This is a genomic window from Curtobacterium sp. DN_7.5 (genome assembly GCF_022655355.1).
Lineage (GTDB): Bacteria > Actinomycetota > Actinomycetes > Actinomycetales > Microbacteriaceae > Curtobacterium > Curtobacterium luteum.
Genome location: NZ_CP093378.1, coordinates 3,647,690 through 3,670,823 on the forward strand (window position 1 = coordinate 3,647,690; position 23,134 = coordinate 3,670,823).

Consider the following 23,134-nt stretch of genomic DNA (forward strand, 5'->3'; position numbering starts at 1 on the left):
TCGTGCTGCGGTGCGGTCGTGCTCAGGACACGATCGGGTGCTTCGCCGCGTTCCAGTCGTCCGTCCAGGGGCGCTTCTTGTCGGCTCCGTCACCGACCGGGTTGATCACCAGCCCGGCGATCGAGTAGTCCTTCCCGAAGACGCTGAGACCGCCCATGGTGAAGGTGTGTAATCGCGGGGCGGACGTGACGAGGGTGCCGAGGCCGTTCGCACCGCCCCAGCGGCTGAGCTCGTTCCGCAGCAGCTGGAAGTCGACACCGCCGAGACGTTCCGCCCATGAGGTGTACCCGGCCTTGGTGAACAGGTCGGAACCGAACTGTTTCGAGACGGTGGCCCAGTCGTTCCGCAGGGTCGTGCCGATCTTCGGGATGTTCCACCAGTTGGGGTTGTCGGAGAACTTCGCGAGCAGGTCGTCCATGCGCTTGATCGCGATCTGCGTCACGTCTCCGTCGAGCCTGTCCGCCACCTGGAGTGCGTCGTTCGCCTCGTCGAGGCTCTTCGTCTTCGAGAACCATCCGCCGATCGCGTCGTTGCGCGACTTGCTGATCGTGCCGAGGTCGGCACGGAGTCCGTTCTGCACCGCGCCCTTGCTCGCGGCGATCCCCTTGCTGACCGCGATCGACGTCGCCTTCGTGACGCCCATCCCGACACCGAGCGTCATGACGCCGACCACCGCCATGACGAGATCGAAGACGTTGCCTTCGCCGAGCGCCGTCAACCCGATCTGTGCGACCAAGCCGACACCCGCGGCGACGGCGCCCATGATGGCGAGGACGCCGACTCCGGGGATCAGGATCGCGAGCGCGGCCAGGGCAATGCCGATGTACGTGAAGATCTTGACGATCATCTTCAACAACTTCGAGAAGAACGCCTTGATCTTGTCACCGAGCGTGTCGTGCAACCCGTCGTGCCACGCCGCCCGGATCGCCGAGGACGCAGCCCTCCCCGCGACGTCCAACGCATCCACCGCACGTCGCAACCGCGCACGAGCCGCATCAGCATCGTCGCTGGCCGCCGTCACCGCACGGTGCTTGGCATCGACCGCGCCCTGCTCGTCACCCGTCATCGGCGGAGCATCACCGGCACGACCCTGCGACGGATCCGCCATCCCCTGAGCCCGGACACCAGCAGCAGCCGCACCCTCAGCATCACGCAACGCCGCAGCCGACTCGTTCAGCGCAGACTGCAACGCGGGCACGTACCCGACCAGTGCGTCCCGGACAGCGACGTACCGACCCGACAGCTTCCGCAACGACGCCGCGACCTCCGCGCTCTTCGTCCGGACCGCATCAGCCGACGCACCCTTGAACTGGCTCTGGTCGCCCCCACCGATCGACTCCAGCAGGACCGACTCGCTCCGGATCTCCTCCGCGATGTCGCGGTAGTACGTCACCAACTGCTCCAGCACCGGCACGTCCGCAACGATCGGGTCACCGGACTCACCGAGCAGACCCCAGTCACCACCACGGGCCGGCATCAGGCATCCCCGTGCTCAGTGCTGAGCTTGTCAGCAAGATCCTGCTCCAGCGCCCGCCAGCGCTCCAACGACTTCTGCATCTTCCCCTGCAGGTCCTTCACCGCGCCCGTCATCTTCTCCCGGTGGATCTTCCAGTCACCGGAGAAGTCGTGCATCGCCTTCTGCACGTCCCGCTGCCCGTACACCTCACTGAGTGCCCGGTCGTCGGACTTCTGGTGCTCCAGCTCTGCGGAGATGTGCTGCAACTTCGTGGCCGAGTCCTCGAGGACGGCCTTCGTGATGATGAGGTCTGCCATGGGTGCTCCTGGTCGGCGAACGGGATCGGAACCGTCCCGGCCCCGGGCCCGTCGACCACGACGAGACCCGGGACCGGTCTGACGAGACCTACTTGATCGCGTTCGCGAGCTCCTGGTCCGTCTGCTGCAGCGCCTCGGCCGCCTTGTTCAGGTACATCGACATGCCCTCGAGCCCCTCGATGGTCTTCGTCGCACCGTCGTTGAACTCCTGGTACGAACTCCCGAACGCGACCGAGGACTGATCCGTGACGTACCCACCCGTGATCAACGAGTCCACCAACGACTTCAACTCACGCAACTTCGACGTGATGTCCTGCTCCCCGTTCACGAGACGGGTCGCAGCGTCCTGCATCTCGCCGTAGGTGACGTTCAAGTTGGGCATGACCAGCTCCTGTCTATCGTCCATCCCCCGAATCGAGGGCCAACGAGAGGTTATTCCGGAGCGGAACGACTTCGCGGGGTACGTTTCCGCACCGACCGGAGCCGGGCGCTGCACAGCGATGTGCACATTCCAGAACACTGCTCACCTTGCGCGGCCGATCCGGGCCGGTACTCACATGTCACCCCGGTGAAGAATCCGGGGCTGTCGGCGTGTCGCCCGCGCCGGCCCGTCAGCCGTGTCCCCCGATCGGGGGACCGACTGCACCGCCGGCGATCAGAAGCCGTGCGTCAGGGCCGCGGAGGCGTCCTTGTAGCCGGGGAGCCGTTCCTGGTCGGATCCCCACCCGGTCGGCTTCAATCCCTGCCCGTACACGATGCTGTTCAGCCAGCTCGCGATCACCCGCCCCCCGGCGGCGTACTTGTGCGACCGGGGGAGGGCCGCGACGTCCACGCCGAAGTCACGCCGCATGGCGACCTTCATGGCGTCCATCTCGAACTGTCGGTCGACACTGAACAGTCGCTGCCACTGCCAGCCCTTGCCACCCTTGCCGAAGACGTCGTTGATCTTCGCCTTGTCCTCGTTCCAGAGCGCACGGTTGGGGCGCCACCAGTTCGGCTTCTCCTTGAAGCCGCCGATGGTGTTCTTGCCGACTGCCGCGACACGTGCGTCCGTCAGCCGGTTGATCGCCGCGTTGATGCGACCGACCTCCGACACCGCGTGCGGATCGCGCAGCGCGTTCTGCACGTGGATCTCGCGGATCTTCTGCAGCCGCCCGATCTTCGCGAGGTTGGCGGCCTTGAACGCGGGCATGCTCTTCGCGAGCGCAGCCGTCTTCGCCGTGGACGCGAACTTGGTCAGCGCGCCACCGAACCCGACGAGCACCAGGCCCACCGCGGAGGTGATGACGTCCAACCACGAGCCCTCGCCCATGCCGGCCAGGGCGATGTTCGCCACGAGGGTGACCCCCGCTGCGACCGCCGCCATGAACGTGAGGACGCCGACTCCGGGGATCAGGATCGCGAGCGCGGCCAGGGCGACGCCAATGTAGGTGAAGATCTTGACGAGGATCTTGAGCAGCTTCGAGAAGAACGCCTTGATCTTGTCACCGAGCGTGTCGTGCAACCCGTCGTGCCAGGCGGCGCGGATGGTCGAGGCTGCGGCCTTCCCCGCGGCGTCGATCCCGTCGACGGCCCGTCGCAGTCGCGCCACGGCGGCGTCGGCGTCGGCGCTCGCCGCGGCGGTCGCGCGGTGCTTGGCATCGACCGCGCCCTGCTCGTCGTCGGTCATCGGCGGGGCGTCGCTCGCACGGCCCTGCGACGGGTCCGCCATCGCCGCCGCCCGTCCGGTCGCCGCCGACGCCGCCTCGGCGTCGCGGAGTGCCGCTGCGGACTCATCCAGGGCACCCTCGAGCGCGGGGAGGTACCCCGTCAGGGCATCGCGGATCGCGTCGTACCGGCCGGACATCTTCTGCAGGGACTCGGCGACCTCCTTGCTCTTCTTCCGCACGGCGTCGGCGGACTCACCCTTGAACTGGCTCTGGTCGCCGTCGCCGATGCGTCGGAGGACGTCGGCCTCGGCCGAGATCTCCTGGGCGATCGACGTGTAGTAGCGGACGAGATCCTGCACGGTGGGGACGTCCGCCACGATGGGGTCGGACGCCTCCCTCAGGAGTCCCCAGTCGCCGCCGCGGGCCGGCATCAGGCATCCCCGTGCTCAGTGCTGAGCTTGTCAGCAAGATCCTGCTCCAGCGCCCGCCAGCGCTCCAACGACTTCTGCATCTTCCCCTGCAGGTCCTTCACCGCGCCCGTCATCTTCTCCCGGTGGATCTTCCAGTCACCGGAGAAGTCGTGCATCGCCTTCTGCACGTCCCGCTGCCCGTACACCTCACTGAGTGCCCGGTCGTCGGACTTCTGGTGCTCCAGCTCTGCGGAGATGTGCTGCAACTTCGTGGCCGAGTCCTCGAGGACGGCCTTCGTGATGATGAGGTCTGCCATGGGTGCTCCTGGTCGGCGAACGGGATCGGAACCGTCCCGGCCCCGGGCCCGTCGACCACGACGAGACCCGGGACCGGTCTGACGAGACCTACTTGATCGCGTTCGCGAGCTCCTGGTCCGTCTGCTGCAGCGCCTCGGCCGCCTTGTTCAGGTACATCGACATGCCCTCGAGCCCCTCGATGGTCTTCGTCGCACCGTCGTTGAACTCCTGGTACGAACTCCCGAACGCGACCGAGGACTGATCCGTGACGTACCCACCCGTGATCAACGAGTCCACCAACGACTTCAACTCACGCAACTTCGACGTGATGTCCTGCTCCCCGTTCACGAGACGGGTCGCAGCGTCCTGCATCTCGCCGTAGGTGACGTTCAAGTTGGGCATGACCAGCTCCTTGCTCGGTGACCTGCCCCCGATCGGAGGCCTCGACGACCGTAACGGGACACCCACCCCCGAAGGGGGGGTGTTCGAGCGTTGTTCACCACGAGTTCGCCACCGGACGGCGGACGTGAACATCCGTCGCACAAGCGCCCCGGCGTGTCCCGCGCGCGACGTGCGGGCACGACGACGGGCGGGCCTCCCGGAGGAGACCCGCCCGTCGTGAGCGGAAGACGCAGCCTTACTTGGCGGCGACGACCTTGAGGGAGATCACCGCGGTGATGTCCTCGCGCAGACGCACGGTGGCCTCGTGGTCACCGACGGTCTTGATGGTCGCGGGGACCTCGACCTTGCGCTTGTCGAGCGAGCCGACGCCCTGCGCCTCGACCGCTGCGGCGACGTCCGCCGGGCGGACCGAGCCGAAGAGACGGCCGTCCTTGCCGGCCTTGACGGCCAGCTGGATGGTGGCGTTCTCGAGCTTCATCTTGAGGTCCTGGGCCTCTTCGATGGTGGCGAGCTCGCGAGCGGTGCGCGCGGCGCGGATCGACTCGACCTGCTTCTCGCCGCCCTTGGACCACGCGACAGCGAAGCCCTGGGGGATGAGGTAGTTGCGGGCGTAGCCGTTCTTGACGTCGACGACGTCACCGGCGGAACCGAGGCCGGAGACCTCGTGGGTGAGGATGAGCTTCGACATGGGAGATCCTCCGATCAGCGGCCGGAGCCGGCGTAGGGGAGGAGCGCCATCTCACGGGCGTTCTTCACGGCACGGGCGATGAGGCGCTGCTCCTGGACGGAGACGCCGGTGATGCGACGGGCGCGGATCTTGCCACGCTCGGAGATGAACTTGCGAAGGGTCGCGACGTCCTTGTAGTCGATGACGCCGACCTTGATCGACTTCGCGGGAGCGGCGTTCTTGCCGCCCTTGCCGCGAGGCTTCCGGCGGTCGCCGGTGCTCTTTCCAGCCATTGTTTTTCCTTAGAGGTGAAGAAGTTGTGTGTCCGTCAGACCGCTGGGGATCAGAACGGGGTCTCGTCGTCGTACGAGCCGCCGGGGGTGCTCCACACGTCGTTCGACTGTGCGTTGCCGCCACCCTGCTGGCCACCCTGGGGGGACCAGGGCGCGTCCGACTGACCGCCGCCGTTGTTGTTCCAGCTGCCGCCGCCGTTGCCGCCGGACGCGTTGCCGCCGCCGACCTGGCCACGACCGCCGCCCGAGCCACCCGCTGCACGGGTGACCTGCGCGGTCGCGTAGCGGAGCGAGGGGCCGATCTCGTCGACCTCGAGCTCGATGCTCGTGCGCTGCTGGCCCTCACGGTCCTGGTAGGAGCGCTGACGCAGACGGCCCTGCGCGATGACGCGCGAGCCCTTCGTCAGCGAGCCCGCCACGTGCTCGGCGAACTCGCGCCACACGCTCGCACGGAGGAACAGCGCGTCGCCGTCCTTCCACTCGTTCGCCTGACGGTCGAACGTGCGAGGGGTGGAGGCGATGGTGAAGTTCGCCACCGCGAGACCGTTCTGCGTGTAGCGCAGCTCCGGGTCCGCGGTGAGGTTGCCCACCACCGTGATGACGGTTTCGCCGGCCATGACTTACTCGGCGCTCGCGGTCGCGTTCGCGGCCTTGCGGGCCGCGCGGGCCTCGTCGCGCTGCTTCTGGGCGGCGACCTGGGCGATCGCCTCCTCGGCGCGGAGGACCTTGGTGCGGAGGACGGCCTCGGAGAGACCGAGCTGGCGGTCGAGCTCCTTGGCGGCTTCGGGGGAGGACGTGAAGTCCACGACGGCGTAGATGCCCTCGGACTTCTTCGCGATCTCGTAGGCGAGACGACGACGGCCCCAGACGTCCACGTTGTCGACGGTCCCACCGTCGTTGCGGATCACGGCCAGGAACTTGTCCAGGCTGGGAGCGACGGTGCGCTCGTCGATCTCGGGGTCGAGGATCGCCATCAGTTCGTACTGGTGCATGCGGAACCCACCTCCTTTGGTCTCGGCGGCTCCGGGCGGTTCCCGGAGCAGGAGGGTTGATGCATGTGTCAGCGCGCAGACGCGCGGAGACAACCTGGGTAGCCTACCGGACCGCCTGGAGGCGCGCCACCACCTGAGGAAGCCGCCCCGGGCCTCTCCCCACCGGCTCGGCCGGCCCGCCGCTGGCGCGTCGGTCCGGAACCGGCTGCGTGGGCCCGGACGGTCGCCCTGGGCGCGGGGCGCTCCGCGTGGTGCGGACGCTCAGTCGCCGTCGCGCGCCGCCCACCATGCGCGCAGGCGCACCTCGGCCTCGTCCGCGCCGAGGGGCCCCTCGTCCATCCGGGTCTCGAGGAGGAACCGGTAGGCCTCGCCCACGGCTCGACCGGGCGAGATGCCGAGGATCCGCATGATGTCGTCGCCGGTGAGGTCCGGCCGGATCGAGTCGAGCTCCTCTTGTTCCGCGAGCGTCGCGATCCGGGCCTCGAGGTCGTCGTACGCGAACCCGAGCCGGTCGGCCTTGCGCCGGTTCCGTGTCGTGACGTCGGAGCGGGTGAGCTCGTGCAGCCGTTCGAGCTGGGGTCCGGCGTCGCGGACGTACCGGCGCACGGCCGAGTCGGTCCAGGCGCCGTCGGTGTAGCCGAAGAAACGGAGGTGCAGCTCGATGAGCCGGGCGACCGCGGCGATCGAGTCGTTGTCGAACCGGAGCGCACGGAGTCGCTTCTTCGCGAGCTTCGACCCGACGAGGTCGTGGTGGTGGAAGCTCACGGCACCGCCCGGCTCGAGCTTCCGCGTCGCGGGCTTGCCGATGTCGTGCAGGAGCGCGGCGAGCCGGAGCACGGTGTCGGGGGCGGCACCGGGGTGACGCTCGGCCTCGTACCCGATCGCCTGGGTGAGCACCGTCAGCGAGTGCTCGTAGACGTCCTTGTGGTGGTGGTGCTCGTCGATCTCGAGCCGCATGGCCGGGAGCTCGGGCAGGAAGCGGTCGGCGAGCCCGGTGTCGACGAGCAGGCGGAGTCCGGGCACCGGATCGGCGGTGTTCAGCAGCTTCACGAACTCGTCGCGCACCCGCTCGGCCGAGACGATGTCGATCGAGTCGACGAGGGTCGTCATGGCCTCGCGGACGTCGTCGGCGACGGTGAAACCGAGCTGCGACGTGAACCGGGCCGCACGCATCATCCGCAGCGGGTCGTCCCGGAACGAGACGGTCGCCTCCTGCGGGGTGCGGAGCCGTCCGGCGAGGAGGTCCTCGACGCCGCCGTGCACGTCGACCAGCTCGCGCTGGGGGAGTCGGAGCGCCATGGCGTTGACCGTGAAGTCGCGGCGGAGGAGGTCGTCCTCGATGGTGTCGCCGAACGCGACCTCGGGCTTGCGGGTCTCACCGTCGTAGACGTCGCTCCGGTAGGTCGTGATCTCGACCTGCTCGTCGCGCACCCGTGCGGCGATCGTGCCGAACTGCCGCCCGACGTCCCAGGTCGCGCTCGCGATCGGCTCGACGATCCGGAGGACCTCGTCCGGGGTGGCGTCGGTCGTGAAGTCGAGGTCGGTCACCGGGCGCCCGAGGAAGGCGTCACGGACCGGGCCGCCGACGAGGGCCAGCTCGTGTCCGGCGTCGGCGAACGCCCGTGCGAGGGTGGCCACGGGGAGGGTTTCGGCGAGTGCGTCGAGTCGCTCGACGGCCTGGGCAACGGACTGCATGACGGACCAATCCTCCCAGATCGTGCTCGCGAGTTCTCCACACCCTGCGCGCGCACGGGCGGTGTTCATGGTGGGGCCTCATACACTCGTGCTCGGTCCGGGTCGATCCGCCGGGCACCCCTGTATGCAGCTCTTCCGCACCATGTTCGCCGCAGCCGCGTCGTCCCTCGTCGCGCTCGGTCTCGTCGTCGCGCCCGTGACAGCCCCGGCCGCGAGCGCCCTGACGACCCCGTCGGCGGTGTCGACCTCGGCAGCCGACCCCGCCTCCGGCGCGGAGGGCAAGACGACCGTCACGGTGTCGCCCGCGAGCCGTGGGATCGTGCACCGCGACGAGGACCTCACCCTCTCCGTCACGGTGACGAACGACACCGACCAGGCGCTCCCCGCCGGCTCGGCGGAGCTCGACATCTCCCGCGTCGTGAGCTCGCGCGACCAGCTCTCGGACTGGCTCGCCGACACCAGCACGACCGGTTACCCCGGCGCCCCGATGGACACGGTGGACGTCCCGGCCGTCCCGGCCCACCGATCGGTGACGCTCCGGAACGTGCAGATCGTCCCGGGCAACGTCGGCCTCGGCGGGTACGGGTCCTTCGGTCCCCGCCGCATCGCCGCCGTCTACACCGCGGGTGGCACGACCGCGATCGCACGCTCCGCGATCACCTGGTACCCCGACTTCGAGCAGACCCCCGTCGGCGTCTCGGTCGCGATGCCGATCACCCTGCCGGCGTCGTCCACGATGTTCGTCACGCCGGACGAGCTCGCAGCGGCCACCGCCGTCGACGGCACGCTCACCCAGCAGCTCCGGGCGGTCGAGGGACACAACGTCGCGGTCGGCATCGACCCCCGCATCATCGCGTCGATCCGGATCCTCGGACAGAACGCCCCGTCGAGCGCCATCGCCTGGCTGCAGGAACTCGAGGGGCTCCGCAACGAGACCTTCGCCCTGCCCTGGGCCGACGCGGACGTCACGGGGCTCCGGCAAGCGGGAGCGGACGGCGTCCTCGCCCCGATCTCGCTCGACCCCGGGATCGACGCGGAGAACTTCCCCGGCGCCTCGACCCCGAGCCCCACCCCGTCCGGCGAGACGCCCACGGACGGTCCGACCGCTGGCGCCGGCGCAACGGCGGGCGACACCGCCACGACCGCGCCGACCGACGGCCCGACGACCCCGACCAGCACGACCGACGGCACCGACCCGGACAGCACCGCCGTCCTGCCGACGACCGCGTCGCTCCTCGACTTCGACTACTCGATCGACTCGCTGGCCTGGCCGGTCGAGGGCACGGTGTCGAAGAACGACCTCCCCGCCCTCCGCGCCGCGGGCACGAAGACCACGATCGTCTCGAGCGGGAACACCTCCGCCGGCGCGGACACCACGATCCCGGCCTCCGAACGCATCGGCTCCGACCACGTGCTCGTGGCCGACCAGGCGATGTCCTCGCTGCTCCGCGAGGCCGTGACCGCGACGGACGACCGCACCTGGGACGCGGCGGTGTCCGAGCTCACCGCGACCCTGGCGAGCGCCGCACGCGACGGTGCCGCGACGGCCCCGGTCCTGCTCACCCTGGGCCGCGACTGGCCGTCCGACACGACACGGCTGACAGAGACCCTCAGCGCCCTCGAGCGCACGCCCTGGGCAGCCCCGACCGACCTCACGACGACCGCAGCAGCCACCCCCGGCTCGCTGACGCTGGACAGCTCGTCCGACGGCGACGCCCGGATCGACAAGCTCGAACGACTCGTCCGCGGCGAGGACGCCGTGACCGCGTTCTCCACGGCGCTCGACACCCCGGAAGCGGTCACCGCCCCCGCACGGCTGCAGCTGCTCGCGCTCGCCTCGAACGCGTGGCGGGTCGACGGCACCGGTCTCGACGCCGCGATCACGAACCGGGTGGCGAAGTGGGCCGTCACCACCGGCTCCGTCACGATCGCGGACTCGAGCAGCCTCACCCTCCTCGGGGACCGGTCCTCCCTGCCCATCTCGATCCGCAACGAGTCCGACTTCCCCGTGACGGTCCGGCTGTCGGTGCAGCCGTCGAACTCGGCGCTGCGCGTGGTCCGCAACGACATCGAGGTGAAGGTCCAGAAGGACTCCTCGACCCGCACCACCGTGCCCGTGCAGTCCGTCGCGAACGGCAAGGTGTCGCTCACCATGTCGCTCACCACGCCGACCGGGCAGTCCATCTCCGACCCCGCCGTCGTCGACCTGAACGTGCAGGCGCAGTGGGAGACCGTGATCACGGCCGTGGCGGGCATCGCTCTCGTCGCGATCTTCGGCTTCGGCATCTTCCGCAGCATCCGCAAGCGCGCGCGGCGCCGCCGCGGCGAGCTCGACGACGACGATGACGACGACCCGAACCGGCCGCTGGCCGACCAGCCCGACCTGCCTGGAGGCACGGCACCGGTCCGCCACGCCGCCGCCGTCCGGCAGGCGGCCGGCCCGGCCCCCGCCCGGTCCGCGGCCGCGCCAGCGTCCGCCGGTGCCGCGCCCGCGTCCGCCGACGCCGCCGGGGCTGCATCCGTCTGGGCTGCATCCGTCGGTTCCGCGACCGGGTCCGCCGGGGCCGCCCCGCGCCTCCAGGCCGCTGCCCGGGGACGCGAGGAGCACGCCGAGCCGACCGCCGACCAGCCCGTCCCCGAGGAGTCCGCCATCAGCGCCACCCAGCCCCCGCCCGCCGTCGACGCCGAACCCGTCGCCGAGCGCAGCCTCGGTCGGGCGAGCGCGATGCTCGCGGCGGGCACGATGGTCTCCCGCGTGCTCGGGTTCGCGAAGACGATCATCCTGGCCTACGCGATCGGCCAGCAGGGCTCGGTGTCCGCCGACGCGTTCGCGGTGTCGAACCAGCTGCCGAACAACATCTACGCGCTCATCGCGGGCGGCCTGCTCTCCGCGGTCCTCATCCCGCAGATCGTCCGGTCCATGCAGCAGCACGCGGACGGCGGGACGGCGTACGTCAACAAGATCGTCACCCTGGGCGGCTCGGTCTTCCTCGTCATCACGGTGATCGCGACCGCGCTGGCTCCGGTCCTCGTGGGGCTGTACAGCATCCAGGGCGGTGACGGCTCGAAGGGCTTCACCCCCGCCCAGACCGACCTCGCCGTCGCGTTCGCCTTCTGGTGCCTCCCGCAGATCCTCTTCTACGCGATGTACTCGCTGCTCGGTGAGGTCCTCAACGCGAAGCAGGTCTTCGGTCCGTTCACCTGGGCTCCGCTCATCAACAACGTCATCGCGGTCAGCGGCCTCATCGTCTTCATGGCCCTGTTCGGCGACCGCTCCGCGAACGCCGGACTCGACGACTGGACCCCGGCGAAGATCGCGGTCCTCGCCGGCAGCGCGACCCTCGGCGTCGTCGCCCAGGCCGCGTTCCTGCCGTTCTTCTGGCGTCGCGCAGGGCTGACGTTCCGACCGGACTTCCGGTGGCGGGGCGTCGGTCTCAAGGCGACCGGGACGGCGGCGGGCTGGTTGTTCGCGATGATCCTGGTCACACAGCTCGCCGGCCTCGTGCAGTCGCGCGTCTCGTCACTCGGCACGGGCGAAGCGGGCAACGCCGTGCTGCAGAACGCCTGGCTGCTGTTCATGCTGCCGCACTCGATCATCACCGTGTCGATCGCGACGGCGTACTTCACGCGGATGAGCCACGACGCCGAGCGGGGCGACATCGCCGCCGTCCGACGGAACCTCTCGCTGAGCCTGCGGATCGTCGGGCTGTTCACGGTGTTCGCGTCCGTCGCGCTCATGGTCGTCTCCGTCCCGTTCGGCCGCATCTTCGCGAGCACGTTCGGTGGTGCGCTGTCGATCGGGGCGGTGCTCCTCGCCTACATGCCCGGGCTCGTCCTGTTCAGCATGCTGTTCGTGATCCAGCGGGTCTTCTGGGCGATGCACGACCACCGCACACCGTTCCTGATGCAGTGCGTGCAGTCGGTCCTGTTCGTCATCGGCGCCCTCGCCGTGTCGACGCTCCCCGACCAGGCGATCGGGTTCTCGATCGCGGCCTGCACGACCCTCGCGGGATCGGCACAGACGGTCCTCGCGCTCGTCCTCGTGTCCCGCCGACTCAAGGGCATGGAGGGGCCGAACGTCGTCCGGTCCCACCTGCAGTTCATCGTCGCGGCACTCATCGCCGGCGTCGTCGGGCTGGCCGTCGTGTGGTTCTTCGGCGCCTTCACGCCGAGCGGCTTCGCGATGGCGGACGCCACCGGTGCGGTCGTCACGATCCTGCTCACCGGGGTCGTCATGGCGGCGGTCTACTTCGGCGTGCTCGCCGTCGCCCGCAACCAGGAGATCCGCGGCGCCGTCGACATCGTGCGAGCGCGCCTCGGCCGGTGACCGCGCTGCACGGTGCCGTGGAATGCCGCGCCGGTAGCATGTGTTGACCCGGTCAGCACTCAACGGAAGGGCAGCGAGGCATGCGCCAGCTCATCATCATCGGTTCCGGTCCGGCCGGGTTCACCGCCGGCATCTACGCCGCGCGCGCGGAGCTCAAGCCCCTGATCGTCGCGTCCAGCGTCGAGACGGGCGGCGAGCTCACCAAGACGACGGAGGTCGAGAACTTCCCCGGCTTCCCCGAGGGCATCCAGGGCCCCGACCTGATGATCAAGATGCAGGAGCAGGCCGAGAAGTTCGGAGCCGAGGTCCTGTACGACGACGCCGTGTCGGTCGACCTGACCGGTGAGGTCAAGAAGGTCACCGTCGGCTCCGGCGAGACGTTCGAGGCCCTCGCGGTCATCTACGCCACCGGCTCGGCGTACCGGCACCTCGGCCTCCCCGACGAGGAGCGCCTGTCCGGCCACGGTGTCTCGTGGTGCGCGACCTGCGACGGGTTCTTCTTCCGGCAGAAGAACATCGCCGTCGTCGGTGGTGGCGACTCCGCGATGGAGGAGGCCACGTTCCTCACGCGCTTCGCCGACAAGGTGACGGTGATCCACCGCAAGGACACCCTGCGCGCCTCCAAGATCATGCAGGACCGCGCCCACAACGACCCGAAGATCGAGTTCGCGTGGAACAAGGAGGTCATCGGCATCGACGGTGAGTCCTCCGTGACGGGCGTGCAGCTGCGCGACACCGTCACCGGTGAGACCTCGTCGCTCGAGCTCGACGGTCTCTTCATCGCGATCGGCAACGACCCGCGGACGCACCTCATCCACGGGCAGATCGACATCGCACCGGAAGGCACGATCGCCGTCCAGGGCCGCTCGTCGAAGACCAACCTCCCGGGTGTCTTCGCCGCGGGCGACGTCATCGACCCGACCTACCGGCAGGCGATCACGGCTGCGGGCTCCGGCACGGTCGCGGCGCTCGACGCCGAGAAGTACCTCGCCGAGCTCGACGACGCACTCACCGGACCGGCAGAGGGCGCGACCCTCGAGTCCCCGGTGACGATCGACGTCGAAGCCGCTCGGGCCTGACCCCGGGGAATACGACGACGGCTCGGCCGTTGTACCCACCGAACGACTTCTCGGCTGCGACCGGGATCCACGAAGGAGCACACATGTCCAACGCCAAGGCAGTCACCGACGCCACCTTCTCGGACGAGGTCCTGAAGTCCGACAAGACCATCCTCGTCGACTTCTGGGCCGAGTGGTGCGGCCCGTGTCGCGCGGTCTCGCCGATCCTCGACCAGATCGCCGCCGAGCACGCCGACAAGATCGAGATCGTGAAGCTGAACGTCGACGACAACCCGCAGTCGGCGATGAACTACCAGATCACGTCGATCCCGGCGATGAAGGTCTTCAAGGGCGGCGAGGTCGTCAAGACCGTCATCGGCGCCAAGCCGAAGCCCGCGCTCGAGGCCGACCTCGCCGAGTTCCTCGCGTAGTCGCCTGCGACCACCAGAACGCCCCGTCCCCTCCGGGAGGCGGGGCGTTCTCTCGTCCCGGGGCACCTGGGGACCCGGTGGTGCGTTCTCTCACGCCAGAGGCCACCAGCACCGGATCGGACCCCGGGTTTCTCCAGCACATGTCGTAGTGTGGCGGGAATGCCTCAGTGAACGGAGCACACGATGACGAACGGCACCAGCCTCGACCCTTGGTACGACTCCTACGCCCAGCGCACCGCCGGGCTGAGCGCCTCCGAGGTCCGAGCCCTGTTCGCCGTCGCGTCCCGACCCGAGGTCGTCTCGCTCGCCGGCGGCATGCCGTACGTCTCCGCGTTGCCCCGTGAGCTCGTCACCGGCTCGCTCGACCGCGTGATGGCCGAGGACGCGGCCATGGCGCTCCAGTACGGCGGCGGACAGGGCCTCCGGTCCCTCCGCGAGCACATCGTCGACGTGATGAGCCTCGAGGGCATCCGTGCCTCCGCGGACGACGTCGTGGTCACCACCGGCTCGCAGCACGCGCTCGACCTCGTCACGCGGCTGTTCATCGATCCGGGCGACGTCGTCCTCGCCGAGTCCCCGTCCTACGTCGGCGCGATCGGGGTCTTCCGCTCGTACCAGGCCGAGACGGTCCACGTGGCGACCGACGAGCACGGGCTCGTCCCGGAGGCGCTCCGTGAGACCATCGCCAACCTGCGCGCGCAGGGGAAGCGGATGAAGTTCCTCTACACGATCCCGAACTTCCACAACCCGGCCGGCGTCACGATGAGCCGCGAACGCCGTATCGAGGTCCTCGACATCTGCCGCTCGAACGGGATCCTCGTCCTCGAGGACAACCCGTACGGCCTGCTCTGGTTCGACGAGGCGGCGCCGCAGGCGATCCGTTCGATCGACGACGAGGGCGTGGTCTACCTCGGATCCTTCTCGAAGACCCTCGCCCCCGGCTTCCGCGTCGGCTGGGCGCTCGCTCCGCACGCGATCCGCGAGAAGCTCGTCCTCGCGAACGAGTCCGCCGTCCTCGCCCCGAACTCGTTCGGACAGTACGTCGTGAACGCCTACCTCGACGCCGCCGATTGGAAGGGGCAGGTGGACACGTTCCGCGGCCTCTACGCCGAACGTCGCGACGCCATGCTGTCCGCGCTGGGGGAGTTCCTCCCGGACCTCTCGTGGACGAAGCCGAACGGCGGGTTCTTCGTCTGGCTGACCCTCCCGGAGTCGCTCGACTCCAAGGGCATGCTCCCACGCGCGGTGAAGGAGCTCGTCGCGTACACCCCCGGCACCGCCTTCTACGCGGACGGTCGAGGGGGCGGCAACATCCGCCTCTCGTTCTGCTACCCCACGCCCGAGCAGATCCGACTGGGCGTGAAGCGGCTCGCGACCGTCGTGAACGACGAGCTCGAACTCCTCGAGACGTTCGGCCCGGCCACGCGCCCGAACTCAGTCGTCCGCATGTCGTCGTCGGTGTCCGCGCCGCCGCCGAACATCTCCTGATCAGCACTTTCCGTCGTTCCACCCCGGAGGACCACCCGCATGGCCGCGCCTGCCAACCGCCACGTCGTCGTCGTCGCCGGAGGGATCTCGCACGAACGCGACGTCTCGCTCCGCTCGGGCAGGCGGGTCGCTGACTCCCTGACCGGCTACGGTTGGCGCGTCGATCTCCGGGATGCTGACGCGTCGCTCCTGCCTGCGCTCGCGGAGTCCCGCCCGGACGTCGTCTGGCCCGCGTTGCACGGCGCCTCCGGGGAGGACGGCGCGCTGCGGGGGATCCTCGAAGCACTCGACGTCCCGTTCGTCGGTTCACGCTCCACGTCGGCGCGCCTGGCGTGGGACAAGCCCACGGCATCGGCACTCGTCGCACGCGCAGGCGTCCGGACGCCGCGCTCCATCACGCTGTCCCACGACGTGTTCCGCGAACTCGGCGCCGTCGGTGTCCTCGACGCGATCGCCGGGGAGCACCCCGTGCCGCTGGCCGTGAAGCCCGCACGTGGTGGCAGCGCCCAGGGCGTGACACTGGTCGATGACGTCAACGACCTGCCGCGGGCCATGGTGACGGCGTACACGTACTGCGACGACGTCGTGGTCGAGCAGCTGATCCGCGGTGTCGAAGTCGCCGTGGGCATCATCGACACCGGCGACGGACCGGTGGCGTTGTCCGCCGTTGAGATCGTCCCACGCAGCGGCACCTACGGGTTCGAGGCCCGCTACAACGCCGGGGAGACCACGTTCTACACGCCCGCGCGCATCTCGGAGGACCGGGCCGCAGCCGCCTCCGCTGCGGCGGTCGCAGCGCACCGGGCGCTCGGTCTGCGACACCTCTCCCGGGTCGACCTCATCATCGACGGTGCCGGTACGCCGTGGTTCCTCGAAGCCAACGTCTTGCCCGGCCTCACCGAGACGTCGCTGGTTCCGCAAGCGCTCTCAGCATCCGGTTTCGACCTTGGATGGACGTACGCCGAACTGGCCGAGCAGGCGATCCGCGACGAACGCCACTGACCCGCGGCCTCGGATGCGCAGGCTCGGCGCCGTCCGTGTTCCACGTGGAACGCTCGAGACGATCGGTGTCGCCTCCGCGGTCGTCGCCGCTATCCTCGGGGCGTCAGAGCTGATCCACGCCCGTGCAGCGCGACGAGGGATCACGAACCGGGCGGGCGTACCAGCCGACCGCCCCGGCGTTGTCGTCGTACTCGGGTTTGCGAACCGCGGCACGAGGATCAACATGGTGAACCGATGGCGAGCTCGCGTGGCGGTCCGGAGTGTTCGGAGACGCCCAGCCGCACGGACCATCTGCAGCGGGGGAGCGGTGTGGGGTACCACTGCAGAAGGCGACCTCCTCGCGCGCTATCTCCGGGAGGGGTTGAGGTGGTCCGGCCCGATCGGCGTGGAACGGGAAAGCCGAAGCACCTGGGAGAACGTCGCCAACGTCGTACCGTTGCTCGGCGATGCCGAGTGGCTCGTCTTCGCCTCGGGCAGCCTGCACGCGGAGAAGGCTCGAACGTACCTTCGTCGTCAGCGACCGGACCTCGTACGGCTGATGGTTCCCGGCTCGGACCATCGATGGGGTGAGATGACGGTGGTGAAGCCCTTGTTCGCAGCGGTCGGGCTGTGGAAGCTCGCGCGGCTTCGACGTTCCACGTGAAACGGTGAGCCGGCTGGCTGGCGCATCCTGACTTGATTCGCGTTGAGCGTTCCACGTGGAACACCCAACGCGCCGGGCGCCCTGGGCGCCGTTGTGCGCGCGAATCAGGGGAGGACGGACCCCGGCGCTGCTTCCGGGGTTGTTCCTGCCGGTAGCGGGCCGCATAGGGCACGACACGACAGCCCCAGGGGTCGTCGGTGCGCGCGGAAACCGCTCCAACCCGGACGCGATCGTCCCCGTGACCGACCACGACGATACCCGGATCGAGGCCGCTGCTTCACGCCGCGAGGGCGGTGCGCTGCGGAGGGACGAGGGGCTCACCCCTCCCCGGAACCCTCTTGGGCTGAATAGCGGCTCTTGATGAGTCGATCGCGCCGACGCCGAGCGATATCGGCAACGACGGACTCGACCTGACGGCGCCGAGGCGACCACAGCGCGACCAGGCCGAGGACACTGATACCGGCCTCACCCCGATGCGCGTCCAGCCACCCCACCACGCGCCGACCGGTGAATCAGTTCGCGATGTCGTTGATGCCGAGTTCTCCGAGGATGCGGGTGAGGTCGTCGCCGTTCGCGAAGTCGATCGTCACCGAGCTCTTCCGCGCGCCCACAGCGATCTTGACCCGCGTGTTCAGGCGGTCCCCGAGTCGCTCCGCCAGATCGTCGAAGTGTGCCTGGCGCTTGGATGGCTGGGGCGTCGACTTCGGCGGCGTCTTGGACGAGAGCTGCTGCGCAAGCGCCTCCGCAGTCCGCACGGACAGATCCTCATTGACGATCTTCTCCGCCAGGTACTCCATGGACTCGGCGTCGGGAGCTGCCAGGATCGCGCGCGCGTGACCGGCAGACAGGACGCCCGCGGCTACCCGGCGCTGCACGGGGGAGGGGAGTCGGAGCAGGCGGATCGTGTTCGTGATCTGCGGGCGCGATCGACCGATACGCTGCGCGAGCTGTTCCTGCGTGATCCCGAAGTCGGCGAGCAGCTGCTGGTACGCCGACGCCTCCTCCAGCGGGTTCAACTGGGCCCGGTGGAGGTTCTCGAGCAGTGCGTCCCGCAACATGGCGTCGTCCGGGGTGTCCTTGACGATCGCCGGGATCGTGCTGAGACCCAACTCTTTCGTCGCACGCAGACGCCGCTCGCCCATGATGAGCTCGTACTGCGGCGCGTTGCCCTCTGCGCCGGCGATCGGCCGGACCACGATGGGCTGCAGGACACCGATCTCGCGGATCGAGTGCACGAGCTCCTGGAGCTCCTCTTCGCGGAACTCCTTTCGCGGCTGCTGCGCGTTCGGAACGACATCGAGCGGGTTCAGGTTCGCCAGACGAGCGCCCGGGACGGCCACGAGGTCGTCTGCCGTCGGCGCGGAGGCCGGTGAACCGCCCGTCGGGAAGAAGACGTCGACCGGTCGATCCTGCTGCTCGGAGACCGTGGGGATGAGTGCGCCGATGCCTCGGCCGAGTCCGGTTCGCTTCGGTGCCATCAGTCCTGCGCTCCTCGTGCTGCGATCTCGGATGCCGCCTCCAAGTAGGAGAGCGATCCGGTGGAGTTCACGTCGTACGCGACGACGCTCTGGCCGTAACTCGGTGCCTCACTGACGCGCACCGAGCGGGGGATCATCGACGTCAGGACCTGATCCCCGAAGTGCTGGCGGACGTCGTTGGCGACCTGGTTCGAGAGGTTCGTGCGCCCGTCGTACATCGTCAGCAGGATCGTCGACACCCGGAGCTTGGGGTTGAGGTGCCGCTCGATCAGCTCGATGTTGCGGAGCAGCTGGCTCAGGCCCTCCAGTGCGTAGTACTCGCACTGGATCGGGATGAGCACCTCTTCGGCCGCGACGAAGGCGTTGATCGTCAGGAGACCGAGCGAGGGCGGGCAGTCGATGAACACGTAGTGGTACGGCTCGTCGAGCGAACCGAGGTACTGGTCCAGGGCCGTCCGGAGCCGCTGTTCCCGCGCCACGAGCGAGACGAGCTCGATCTCCGCCCCGGCAAGGTGGATCGTCGCCGGCACACACCACAGCGTCTCGGACTCGGGGGAGCGTTGAACGGTGTCAGCGATGGGCGCTTCGTCCACGATGACGTCGTAGATACTCGCAACTTCGGCCTGGTGGTCAACGCCGAGCGCCGTCGACGCGTTGCCCTGCGGGTCCAGGTCGATCACCAGGACTCGGGCGCCGCCGTGCGCCAGCGCGGCCGCGAGGTTGACCGTGGTGGTGGTCTTGCCGACCCCGCCCTTCTGGTTCGACACCGTGATGATGCGCGTCTCCGCTGGCAGTGGGAACTGCTGCGTCGCGATCGCCCGACGGCGACGGTTCAGGTTCGCGATCTCACGGGCTAGCGGCGTCGACGCGTCGTAGTCGGTGGATGAACTCAACGAGTGCCCTCTTCCCCGGTTCATGTTTCACGTGGAACGCGGAGCCCTGCTGCCGGCGTCAGTCAACTGTAGCCCGGAAGACGCGTGTGGTCTCCTCGACCACACCGTCCCCGAGCTCGAGGACCTCGACGTCACTCAGACGCTTCCGCAGGATGACCTTGCGAGCCTTCTCGACCTCGTCCTCGACCCGCGCCCCCTTCATGAGCACCAGCTGCCCGCCGGAGCGGACCAGGGGCACGGTGAGCGGGATGAGCTTCGACAGCGCGCTGACTGCTCGCGCGGTCACTTGGTCGACGGTGATCTCGTCAGCGACGTCCTCGGCGCGGGCGCGAACCACGGCGACGTTGTCCAGACCGAGTCGCTCGACCTCCGAGGTCAGCCAGTCGACCCGTCGCTCCATGGGCTCGATCAACGTGAAGTGCACGTCGGGCCGCCCGATGGCGAGGACCAAGCCGGGCAGCCCGGCACCGGAACCGACGTCCGCGACGCGACCGTCAGCCTCCAGGAGGGGTGCGAGCAGCACAGAGTTGAGGATGTGTCGCGTCCAGAGCCGCGGGAGTTCGAGCGGCCCGATGAGCCCGAGCTCCTCACCGCGCCGCGCGAGCTCGTTCGTGAACGACCGCGCGAGTTCCGCGCGGTCACCGAACAGCGTCGCCGCAACGGCTGGCTCGGCCTCGAGCTCCGGGGTGACGGCCTCCGTCATCGGGTGACGACGGTGTGCCGGTCCCGACCCTCGCCCTCGGACTCCGAGTGGAATCCCTTCTCGGCGACGAGGTCGTGCACGAGCTTGCGCTCGTAGGAGGACATCGGGGGGAGTGCGGCCGACGACGAGCCACCCTCGACACGCTCGATCGCGGTGTCCACGAGTCGCTGCAGCTCGGACGCACGAGCGTCACGGGAGCCACCGACGTCGAGGATCAGCCGGCTGAACTCGCCCGTCTCGGCCTGCACCGCGATGCGCGTGAGCTCCTGCAGCGCTGTGACCGTCTCCGGCTTCGAGAGCACCCGCAGGCCTTCGCCGTCGTCCGTGACGGACAGGTAGACCCGACCGCCGCGCTCCTCGATCTCGATGTCGCCGTCGAGGTCGCAGATGTCGAGCAGACCCTCGATGTAGTCGCCGGCGATGTCCGCCTCGTCGCGCTCGACCTCGTCCTGGTCGACCTCGGGTGCCTCGGCGGTGGTGGTGTCGTCCGTCACTTACTTCTTCCCGTTCTTCTTCGCCCGGTTCTTGCCGACCGGCTGCTGACGCTGCGTCGTGACCCGCACGGGCTCGACCTCCACGGCCGTCGCACCGGCACCCGCCTCGGCGAGAACAGGGGTACCCCGGCGCTGGGCCTTCTTCGCGAGTCGGGCCTCACGCGCGAGCGCGGCCTCGGAGCCCGGCGTGGGCATGCTGCGGATGACGAAGTACTGCTGCGCCATGGTCCAGATGTTCGAGGCGAGCCAGTAGAACATGACGCCGAGGGGGAACGAGAGACCCGAGATGACGAAGACCAGCGGGAGGATGTACAGCATCATCTTCTGCTGGCGGTACATCGGAGACTCCTTGGTCTCCGGCGACATGTTCTTCGCGACGAGCTGCAGCTGCGTGATGAACTGCGACGCGGTCATCACGACGATCATGAAGCCAGCGATGACCCGGACTTCCCAGCCCGAGGCGTTCGTGAAGGTCTCGTGCAGCGGAGCACCGAACAGGGACGCGTTGCCGAAGGAGGCCGCGAGGTCGTTGGTCAGCAGGCCGATGCCCGCCTTGTTGATCTGCGCCTCGTGCAGCACCGAGTACAGCGAGAAGAAGATCGGCATCTGGATCAGCAGCGGCAGGCAGGAGCTCAACGGGTTCGTCCCGGTCTCCTTGTAGAGCGCCATGGTCTCGCGGCTCATGGCCTCACGCGAGAACTGGTCCTTCTTGCCCTTGTACTTGTCCTGGATCTTCTTGAGCTGCGGCGCGACCTCGAGCATGCGGCGCTGCGACTTGATCTGCCGAACGAAGATCGGGATGAGCGCAGCGCGGACCACGAAGGTCAGGAAGATGATCGACAGCACCCAGGTGATGCCCGCGCCGGGGTCCATCCCGAGGTTCTCGAAGACCCAGTGGAAGCCGACGAGGATGGCCGACACCACCCACTTGAGCGGCCAGAGGATGGTTCCGATGATGTCCATGGGGGCGGTCACGCCTTTCGCGTTCGCTGGGAGAGCAGCAGCGGGGCGATCGCAGGCTGCTGGGTCTGCGGGGTCGAGGTCGGGTCGTCGGCCGGGCCGGTGACGAACCCGAAGCGGTTCACGGTGTAGGAACGACGTCGTTCCGGCACGTCGTCGATGCCGCCGGCGGCCCAGGGGTTGCACCGGGCGATGCGCCAGGCGCCCATCGCCGAGCCTCGGACGACCCCGTACTGCTGGATCGCCTCGAGTGCGTACCGGGAGCACGAGGGGTGGTAGCGGCAGACGTTGCCGTAGAGCGGCGAGATCACGGCCCGGTAGGCCCGGAGCACGACGACGCACGCGTTGCGCGGGAGCAACGCGAGGACCCAGGCCACCCGGGCCAGCGGACTTCGGTTCATGCTGCCTTCTCCACTCCGCGCGCGAACGAGCGCGAAACGTCTCCGAGCAGGGTAGGCCATCCGGCCTGCGCAGCGGCTGGCAGTGCGCGGATCACCACGTCGTACCCGGTCGGGGTCTGCGCGAGCAGCTCGTGCGCGATCGCCTTGAGCCGCCGTCGGACGAGGTTCCTCGTCACCGCGTTGCCCACCGTCTTCGCGACGATGAAGCCGAACCGGGTCGGGCCGGCACCGGGAGCACCGTCGGTCACCGCTCGTCGGACCACGGATACGACGACGTGCGCCGTGGCGCTCTTGCGTCCACGGCGCACGACGGACCGGTAGTCGTCCCCTCGGACGATCCGGTTTGCTCGGGCCAGCATGCTCGCTACCGGTGGCCGATCCGCGTACGGACCGATCGCCGGCCGATCAGGCGGATCCGGCTCAGGCGCTGAGCTCGGTGCGGCCCTTGGAGCGGCGCGCGGCGAGGATGGCGCGGCCGGCACGGGTGCGCATGCGGGCGCGGAAGCCGTGCTTCTTGGCGCGGCGGCGGTTGTTCGGCTGGAAGGTGCGCTTGCTCATGATGATCTCCACGCGGCTGCACCGCGGACTCCGCGCCAGCGTGCACTGTGCGGGTGTCCGTGTGAGCCGTCACGTATGTATGTGTGGTGCCGCTCGGAGCACCGAACGACGCGTAACGGGCGCGACCTGACGGCCGCAGTCAACTGGTTAACGGTACGTGACAGCGGCGGGCAGGTCAAACGACGGCCGGGAACCGAGCGCGCGGCACCATTGTGCACACTGGGGAAAACTTCGGTTCGGTGCGACGCGCTGTGGTCCCGTACAGTGGTGTGATCGAACCGCCCGCGGCCCGGTACGACAGGGGAGTCCCCCCTCGAGACGCGGTCGGGTGGTCGTGGACAAGGCTGTGGACAACCCTGTGGACCAGATGGTCGCACACGGTGCCCTCCACCGGTGCCGACGGAGCCGCCGACGCCGTCCGCGACCGAGGGCACCGGGGGTACTCCGGCATGCTGCCGCCCGACTCCCGTGGCGACACGACGAGCACACGAGCACGAACGAACCTGGAGACGAGCGCGAC

At 69.0% G+C, this 23,134-nt stretch carries 25 protein-coding genes; 6 read left to right on the top strand and 19 right to left on the bottom strand.

What is annotated here, in order from left to right:
• Positions 1-22 precede the first annotated feature (22 nt).
• The 11 genes from MON03_RS17210 to MON03_RS17260 form a co-directional block, all read right to left on the bottom strand.
• Positions 23-1,477: a WXG100 family type VII secretion target gene (locus tag MON03_RS17210; RefSeq protein WP_242089712.1), complete on the bottom strand. Its 1,455-nt coding sequence runs from the start codon at positions 1,475-1,477 to the stop codon at positions 23-25.
• Positions 1,477-1,773 (bottom strand): hypothetical protein, encoded by a 297-nt coding sequence (locus MON03_RS17215; protein WP_242089714.1) that lies wholly within the window; start codon positions 1,771-1,773, stop codon positions 1,477-1,479. The genes MON03_RS17210 and MON03_RS17215 overlap by 1 nt, the downstream gene beginning before the upstream one ends.
• Before the next feature lie 88 nt (positions 1,774-1,861).
• On the bottom strand, positions 1,862-2,155 hold the full coding sequence (locus MON03_RS17220; RefSeq protein ID WP_242089716.1) for a WXG100 family type VII secretion target: 294 nt from the start codon (positions 2,153-2,155) through the stop codon (positions 1,862-1,864).
• Between the two features lie 273 nt (positions 2,156-2,428).
• Positions 2,429-3,853, bottom strand: coding sequence for a hypothetical protein (locus MON03_RS17225; RefSeq protein WP_242089719.1), 1,425 nt, complete (start codon positions 3,851-3,853; stop codon positions 2,429-2,431).
• Entirely contained in the window at positions 3,853-4,149 is a 297-nt protein-coding gene (locus MON03_RS17230; RefSeq protein WP_242089714.1) for a hypothetical protein, read from the bottom strand. Before MON03_RS17230 ends, MON03_RS17225 begins: the two co-directional genes overlap by 1 nt.
• A gap of 88 nt (positions 4,150-4,237) precedes the next feature.
• On the bottom strand, positions 4,238-4,531 hold the full coding sequence (locus tag MON03_RS17235) for a WXG100 family type VII secretion target (protein WP_242089716.1): 294 nt from the start codon (positions 4,529-4,531) through the stop codon (positions 4,238-4,240).
• 235 nt (positions 4,532-4,766) lie between these two features.
• On the bottom strand, positions 4,767-5,219 hold the full coding sequence (gene rplI, locus MON03_RS17240; protein WP_022903726.1) for a 50S ribosomal protein L9: 453 nt from the start codon (positions 5,217-5,219) through the stop codon (positions 4,767-4,769).
• A gap of 14 nt (positions 5,220-5,233) precedes the next feature.
• Positions 5,234-5,491, bottom strand: coding sequence for a 30S ribosomal protein S18 (gene rpsR / locus MON03_RS17245; RefSeq protein ID WP_017887834.1), 258 nt, complete (start codon positions 5,489-5,491; stop codon positions 5,234-5,236).
• Between the two features lie 50 nt (positions 5,492-5,541).
• Complete coding sequence (locus MON03_RS17250; RefSeq protein ID WP_022903873.1) at positions 5,542-6,108, bottom strand: single-stranded DNA-binding protein; 567 nt, start codon at positions 6,106-6,108, stop codon at positions 5,542-5,544.
• Positions 6,109-6,111: 3 nt separating this feature from the next.
• The gene (gene rpsF, locus MON03_RS17255; RefSeq protein ID WP_058724526.1) at positions 6,112-6,483 is read right to left on the bottom strand and encodes a 30S ribosomal protein S6; all 372 of its coding nucleotides are present in this window, start codon (positions 6,481-6,483) and stop codon (positions 6,112-6,114) included.
• Positions 6,484-6,744: 261 nt separating this feature from the next.
• Positions 6,745-8,178 (bottom strand): CCA tRNA nucleotidyltransferase, encoded by a 1,434-nt coding sequence (locus MON03_RS17260; protein ID WP_242089722.1) that lies wholly within the window; start codon positions 8,176-8,178, stop codon positions 6,745-6,747.
• Positions 8,179-8,302: 124 nt separating this feature from the next.
• Between MON03_RS17260 and MON03_RS17265 the strand changes: the two genes are divergently transcribed.
• The 6 genes from MON03_RS17265 to MON03_RS17290 all read left to right on the top strand — a co-directional run bounded on the left by MON03_RS17265 (position 8,303) and on the right by MON03_RS17290 (position 17,127).
• Positions 8,303-12,505, top strand: coding sequence for a DUF6049 family protein (locus MON03_RS17265; RefSeq protein WP_242089724.1), 4,203 nt, complete (start codon positions 8,303-8,305; stop codon positions 12,503-12,505).
• An 80-nt stretch (positions 12,506-12,585) separates the two neighbouring features.
• Positions 12,586-13,584, top strand: a complete 999-nt coding sequence (trxB, locus tag MON03_RS17270) for a thioredoxin-disulfide reductase (RefSeq protein WP_022902707.1) — start codon at positions 12,586-12,588, stop codon at positions 13,582-13,584.
• A gap of 83 nt (positions 13,585-13,667) precedes the next feature.
• Complete coding sequence (gene trxA / locus MON03_RS17275) at positions 13,668-13,994, top strand: thioredoxin (protein ID WP_022832611.1); 327 nt, start codon at positions 13,668-13,670, stop codon at positions 13,992-13,994.
• A 183-nt stretch (positions 13,995-14,177) separates the two neighbouring features.
• Complete coding sequence (locus MON03_RS17280) at positions 14,178-15,482, top strand: aminotransferase-like domain-containing protein (RefSeq protein ID WP_022902706.1); 1,305 nt, start codon at positions 14,178-14,180, stop codon at positions 15,480-15,482.
• A gap of 39 nt (positions 15,483-15,521) precedes the next feature.
• Positions 15,522-16,484 carry a D-alanine--D-alanine ligase family protein gene (locus MON03_RS17285; RefSeq protein ID WP_242089727.1) on the top strand — a complete coding sequence of 321 codons (963 nt, stop codon included), beginning with the start codon at positions 15,522-15,524 and terminating at the stop codon, positions 16,482-16,484.
• Positions 16,485-16,497: 13 nt separating this feature from the next.
• Positions 16,498-17,127, top strand: a complete 630-nt coding sequence (locus MON03_RS17290; protein WP_277927266.1) for an ElyC/SanA/YdcF family protein — start codon at positions 16,498-16,500, stop codon at positions 17,125-17,127.
• Between the two features lie 512 nt (positions 17,128-17,639).
• Here the strand turns inward: MON03_RS17290 and MON03_RS17295 are convergent.
• From MON03_RS17295 to rpmH, 8 genes are all read right to left on the bottom strand, one after another.
• On the bottom strand, positions 17,640-18,605 hold the full coding sequence (locus MON03_RS17295; RefSeq protein ID WP_242089729.1) for a ParB/RepB/Spo0J family partition protein: 966 nt from the start codon (positions 18,603-18,605) through the stop codon (positions 17,640-17,642).
• Complete coding sequence (locus MON03_RS17300; protein WP_502798681.1) at positions 18,605-19,498, bottom strand: ParA family protein; 894 nt, start codon at positions 19,496-19,498, stop codon at positions 18,605-18,607. The genes MON03_RS17295 and MON03_RS17300 overlap by 1 nt, the downstream gene beginning before the upstream one ends.
• A gap of 58 nt (positions 19,499-19,556) precedes the next feature.
• Complete coding sequence (rsmG, locus tag MON03_RS17305) at positions 19,557-20,201, bottom strand: 16S rRNA (guanine(527)-N(7))-methyltransferase RsmG (RefSeq protein WP_242089733.1); 645 nt, start codon at positions 20,199-20,201, stop codon at positions 19,557-19,559.
• On the bottom strand, positions 20,198-20,695 hold the full coding sequence (locus tag MON03_RS17310; RefSeq protein WP_022902700.1) for a Jag family protein: 498 nt from the start codon (positions 20,693-20,695) through the stop codon (positions 20,198-20,200). Before MON03_RS17310 ends, rsmG begins: the two co-directional genes overlap by 4 nt.
• Entirely contained in the window at positions 20,696-21,658 is a 963-nt protein-coding gene (gene yidC / locus MON03_RS17315) for a membrane protein insertase YidC (RefSeq protein ID WP_022902699.1), read from the bottom strand.
• Between the two features lie 8 nt (positions 21,659-21,666).
• Entirely contained in the window at positions 21,667-22,056 is a 390-nt protein-coding gene (gene yidD, locus MON03_RS17320) for a membrane protein insertion efficiency factor YidD (RefSeq protein ID WP_175328982.1), read from the bottom strand.
• Positions 22,053-22,415, bottom strand: a complete 363-nt coding sequence (rnpA, locus tag MON03_RS17325; protein WP_175328981.1) for a ribonuclease P protein component — start codon at positions 22,413-22,415, stop codon at positions 22,053-22,055. The genes yidD and rnpA overlap by 4 nt, the downstream gene beginning before the upstream one ends.
• Before the next feature lie 61 nt (positions 22,416-22,476).
• Complete coding sequence (gene rpmH, locus MON03_RS17330; RefSeq protein ID WP_019181680.1) at positions 22,477-22,614, bottom strand: 50S ribosomal protein L34; 138 nt, start codon at positions 22,612-22,614, stop codon at positions 22,477-22,479.
• Between the last annotated feature and the right edge of the window lie 520 nt (positions 22,615-23,134).

Bases quoted from the DNA above. Each gene is read 5' to 3' on its own strand.
- MON03_RS17260 (WP_242089722.1), bottom strand. From the start codon at position 8,178: ATGCAGTCCGTTGCCCAGGCCGTCGAGCGACTCGACGCACTCGCCGAA.
- MON03_RS17235 (WP_242089716.1), bottom strand. From the start codon at position 4,531: ATGCCCAACTTGAACGTCACCTACGGCGAGATGCAGGACGCTGCGACC.
- rpmH (WP_019181680.1), bottom strand. From the start codon at position 22,614: ATGAGCAAGCGCACCTTCCAGCCGAACAACCGCCGCCGCGCCAAGAAG.
- trxB (WP_022902707.1), top strand. From the start codon at position 12,586: ATGCGCCAGCTCATCATCATCGGTTCCGGTCCGGCCGGGTTCACCGCC.
- MON03_RS17220 (WP_242089716.1), bottom strand. From the start codon at position 2,155: ATGCCCAACTTGAACGTCACCTACGGCGAGATGCAGGACGCTGCGACC.
- rpsR (WP_017887834.1), bottom strand. From the start codon at position 5,491: ATGGCTGGAAAGAGCACCGGCGACCGCCGGAAGCCTCGCGGCAAGGGC.
- MON03_RS17265 (WP_242089724.1), top strand. From the start codon at position 8,303: ATGCAGCTCTTCCGCACCATGTTCGCCGCAGCCGCGTCGTCCCTCGTC.
- MON03_RS17215 (WP_242089714.1), bottom strand. From the start codon at position 1,773: ATGGCAGACCTCATCATCACGAAGGCCGTCCTCGAGGACTCGGCCACG.
- MON03_RS17230 (WP_242089714.1), bottom strand. From the start codon at position 4,149: ATGGCAGACCTCATCATCACGAAGGCCGTCCTCGAGGACTCGGCCACG.
- MON03_RS17250 (WP_022903873.1), bottom strand. From the start codon at position 6,108: ATGGCCGGCGAAACCGTCATCACGGTGGTGGGCAACCTCACCGCGGAC.
- rnpA (WP_175328981.1), bottom strand. From the start codon at position 22,415: ATGCTGGCCCGAGCAAACCGGATCGTCCGAGGGGACGACTACCGGTCC.
- MON03_RS17210 (WP_242089712.1), bottom strand. From the start codon at position 1,477: ATGCCGGCCCGTGGTGGTGACTGGGGTCTGCTCGGTGAGTCCGGTGAC.
- MON03_RS17295 (WP_242089729.1), bottom strand. From the start codon at position 18,605: ATGGCACCGAAGCGAACCGGACTCGGCCGAGGCATCGGCGCACTCATC.
- rsmG (WP_242089733.1), bottom strand. From the start codon at position 20,201: ATGACGGAGGCCGTCACCCCGGAGCTCGAGGCCGAGCCAGCCGTTGCG.
- rpsF (WP_058724526.1), bottom strand. From the start codon at position 6,483: ATGCACCAGTACGAACTGATGGCGATCCTCGACCCCGAGATCGACGAG.
- yidC (WP_022902699.1), bottom strand. From the start codon at position 21,658: ATGGACATCATCGGAACCATCCTCTGGCCGCTCAAGTGGGTGGTGTCG.
- rplI (WP_022903726.1), bottom strand. From the start codon at position 5,219: ATGTCGAAGCTCATCCTCACCCACGAGGTCTCCGGCCTCGGTTCCGCC.
- yidD (WP_175328982.1), bottom strand. From the start codon at position 22,056: ATGAACCGAAGTCCGCTGGCCCGGGTGGCCTGGGTCCTCGCGTTGCTC.
- MON03_RS17225 (WP_242089719.1), bottom strand. From the start codon at position 3,853: ATGCCGGCCCGCGGCGGCGACTGGGGACTCCTGAGGGAGGCGTCCGAC.
- trxA (WP_022832611.1), top strand. From the start codon at position 13,668: ATGTCCAACGCCAAGGCAGTCACCGACGCCACCTTCTCGGACGAGGTC.
- MON03_RS17290 (WP_277927266.1), top strand. From the start codon at position 16,498: ATGCGCAGGCTCGGCGCCGTCCGTGTTCCACGTGGAACGCTCGAGACG.
- MON03_RS17280 (WP_022902706.1), top strand. From the start codon at position 14,178: ATGACGAACGGCACCAGCCTCGACCCTTGGTACGACTCCTACGCCCAG.
- MON03_RS17285 (WP_242089727.1), top strand. From the start codon at position 15,522: ATGGCCGCGCCTGCCAACCGCCACGTCGTCGTCGTCGCCGGAGGGATC.